The 3,044-nt window shown below is 63.8% G+C and carries 2 protein-coding genes, 2 pseudogenes and 1 other annotated feature; of the genes and pseudogenes, 3 read left to right on the top strand and 1 reads right to left on the bottom strand.

The genetic code is table 11. The features are described from left to right. A partial coding sequence (locus N4R40_RS13200) for an integrase core domain-containing protein (RefSeq protein WP_407665930.1) occupies positions 1-244 on the bottom strand: 244 nt, incomplete at its 3' end. Between the two features lie 173 nt (positions 245-417). On the opposite strand from N4R40_RS13200, the pseudogene N4R40_RS13135 reads away from it, so the two are divergent. The 3 genes and pseudogenes from N4R40_RS13135 to N4R40_RS13145 form a co-directional block, all read left to right on the top strand. After that, positions 418-1,448 (top strand): annotated as a pseudogene (locus N4R40_RS13135) (IS3 family transposase); the annotation flags it as partial. Continuing rightward, positions 717-851 (top strand) — a sequence feature (AL1L pseudoknot). Its footprint overlaps the pseudogene before it by 135 nt. Before the next feature lie 230 nt (positions 1,449-1,678). Beyond that, positions 1,679-2,785, top strand: a complete 1,107-nt coding sequence (locus N4R40_RS13140) for an IS110 family RNA-guided transposase (RefSeq protein ID WP_261607830.1) — start codon at positions 1,679-1,681, stop codon at positions 2,783-2,785. 25 nt (positions 2,786-2,810) lie between these two features. Then, positions 2,811-3,044 (top strand): annotated as a pseudogene (locus N4R40_RS13145) (integrase core domain-containing protein); the annotation flags it as partial.

Consider the following 3,044-nt stretch of genomic DNA (forward strand, 5'->3'; position numbering starts at 1 on the left):
GAAGTCCTGAGACATCACATCGGGAGCCTTGTCCGGTAGATGCCGGCTGGGCTGATTCTTGGTCAGCGTAGTACGCGTCCTCGACCTCGATGGGGGTGCGCATGTCGAGCTCGCCGTGGAGTCGCTGGTTGTTCCACCACCACACCCATTCGAGCGTCGCCAGCTCGACCTGCTCGACCGTCCGCCAGGGTCCGCGCTGCCGGATGAGCTCGGTCTTGTGGAGGTTGTTGACTGCCTCGGACATCGCGTTGATGCTCCTATATTTCGCAAGTCGTTCAGGCTGCCAGTTGGGGAGGATTGGCGTCGTGTCTGATGGCGCCGTCCAGTGGCGGTAGCAGGTGGTAGATCTCGCGGGCGAGGTATTGAAGCGCCCTGAGTTTGTTGGAGACTCCTGACCTTGGAAACGAGGATGGGGTTATGCCGAAAGAGCAGACATCAGGGAAGCCGACGACGCGTCGGTATTCGCCGGAGGAGAAGGCCGCAGCGGTCCGGATGGTGCGAACGTTGCGGGCTGAGCTCGGGACCGAGCATGGGACGGTCCATCGGGTCGCTGCGCAGCTCGGCTACGGCGTCGAGTCCGTCAGGATGTGGGTCAAGCAGGCCGACATCGACGACGGTCACGTCGCCGGGGTGAGCACCGCGGAAGCGCGTCGAGTGCGGGAGCTCGAGCAGGAGGTCCGGGAGTTGCGGCGGGCGAACGAGATCTTGAAGCGGGCCGCGTCTTTCTTCGGGGCGGAGCTCGACCGCCAACACCGGAAGTAGTCGCGTTCATCGACGCGAACAAGGACGACATCGTCGAAGGTCGCCCGCTTGGAGTCGAGCCCATCTGCAGCCTGTTGCAGGTGGCTCCGAGCACGTACTACGCGGCGAAAGACCGTGGGCCGTCGGCCCGGACGATCAGTGACGCGGTCCTCATCCCGGAGCTGGTGACGCTCTGGAACGCGAACTACTGCGTCTACGGTGTCCGCAAGCTCTGGAAGACCGCCCGCCGAGCAGGGATCGACATCGGCCGGGACCAGACCGGTCGGCTCATGCGCGTGGCCGGCATCGAGGGCGCAACCCGGAGCAAGCGAGTGAAGACGACCCGGCCTGATCCGACGTCGGCGCGGCACCCGGATCTCGTGAAGCGGGAGTTCACCGCGACCGCCCCGAACCGGCTCTGGGTCACCGACCTGACGTTCGTGCCGACGTGGGCGGGCGTCGCGTATGTCTGCTTCATCATCGACGCGTTCAGCCGGACGATCGTCGGGTGGCGCTGCGCGTCACACATGCGCACCGAAATGGTCCTCGACGCGATCGAGATGGCCCGCTGGTCGAGAGGTCATCACCACGAGGATCTGAGGTGTCACAGCGACGCAGGGTCTCAATTCACGTCGATTCGCTACGGAGAACGACTCGCGGAGATCGGCGCGACGCCGTCGATTGGGACCGTCGGCGACAGCTATGACTGCGAGCATCATGGTGTCGTTGTTGCATCGGTCTGACCCTTGTTATGACCGGTCCTGCGGGTGCCTTGGCGTTGACGTGTCGACCGGTGCAACAACGACGCCCGGACCGGCTGGCCGAGCGGGCAGTGACCTGATAGGAGCCTGACTCAACCAGGGTCTCATCGCAGTCCTGTCCGCCCGCCCGACCAGCTGGCAATGACCGAAGGATCTGAGAAGGAGACCCAACGCCCATGCCCAGCATGCAACTACGACACGACGATGTCATCGTCGGCGTCGACACTCACAAGGACGAGCACGTCGCCGTCCTGCTCGACGGATTCGGTGGCCGACTCACCGAACTGTTCATCCCTGCAACGATCGCAGGGTATGAGCAGCTGCTCGCTTTCTGCCATTCCTACGTCGGCCCCGACGGGCAGCTGGTGTCGTTCGGAGTCGAGGGAACAGGCTCCTACGGAGTCGGCCTCGCCCGGTTCCTCCGCCGCCACGCTCAGACAGTCCTCGAGGTTCATCGCCCGCCCCGGAAAGGGGAACGACGCATGTCTGGCAAGAGCGACACCATCGACGCTGAGCACGCCGCCCGCCAAGTGCTTTCCGGCATCACCATGGCTCAGCCGAAGACCGCGGACGGTGCGATAGAAGCACTCCGACTGATCAAGATCGCCCGAGATACCGCCGTGAAATCTCGAACCACGGCCATGATCACCCTCAAAGCGACGCTCGTCACGGCCAGCGACGAACTCCGCAGCGAGCTCGAACACCTCACCGACTTCAAGCTCGTTGCGGCGTGCGCCCAACTCCCCTCCGAGAACTCGCTGACCGATCCGAACACAGCCATGCGACACGTCCTCGGCTCACTCGCGCGACGCTGGTTCGATCTCCACGAAGAGATCAAGATTCACAGTCGGCATCTCAAGAAGCAGACCCGAGCTGCCGCGCCTCAGCTCGTCGAGGCTGTCGGGATCGGGCTCGATATCGCCGCGGAGATGCTCGTCACCGCCGGCGACAACAGCACTCGAATTCGCTCAGAAGCCGCGTTCGCGAAGATGTGTGGTGCCTGTCCGATTCCTGCCGGATCCGGCAAGACCAACGGCCGCCACCGCCTGAACCGGGGCGGCAACAGACAAGCCAACGCCGCGCTCTACCGCGCCGTCATCGTACGAATGCGATGGCATGAGCCGACGATCGCGTACGTCACCAGGCGCACCGCCGAGGGGCTCTCAAAACGAGAAATCATCCGCTGCCTGAAGCGATACCTCGCCCGCGAGATCTACCACCTGCTACCGCCACTGGACGGCGCCATCAGACACGACGCCAATCCTCCCCAACTGGCAGCCTGAACGACTTGCGAAATATAGGAGCATCAATGCCCTGGCCGAGACCGTCAACGGCTACTACAAGACCGAACTCGTCCGCGGACCCGCTCGCCCCGGACCCTGGAAGACGGTCGAGGACCTCGAGCTCGCGACCCTCGGATGGGTGCACTGGCACAACACTCAACGCCTCCACGGCTACCTCGGCGACATCCCACCCGCAGAGTTCGAGCAGAAGTTCTATGCTGACCAAACCACCGCCGATCAGCTGGTGGGAATCAAATAG

The sequence above is a fragment of the Microbacterium memoriense genome (assembly GCF_025398275.1).
GTDB classification, from domain to species: Bacteria; Actinomycetota; Actinomycetes; order Actinomycetales; family Microbacteriaceae; genus Microbacterium; species Microbacterium memoriense.

Bases quoted from the DNA above. Each gene is read 5' to 3' on its own strand.
- N4R40_RS13140 (WP_261607830.1), top strand. From the start codon at position 1,679: ATGCCCAGCATGCAACTACGACACGACGATGTCATCGTCGGCGTCGAC.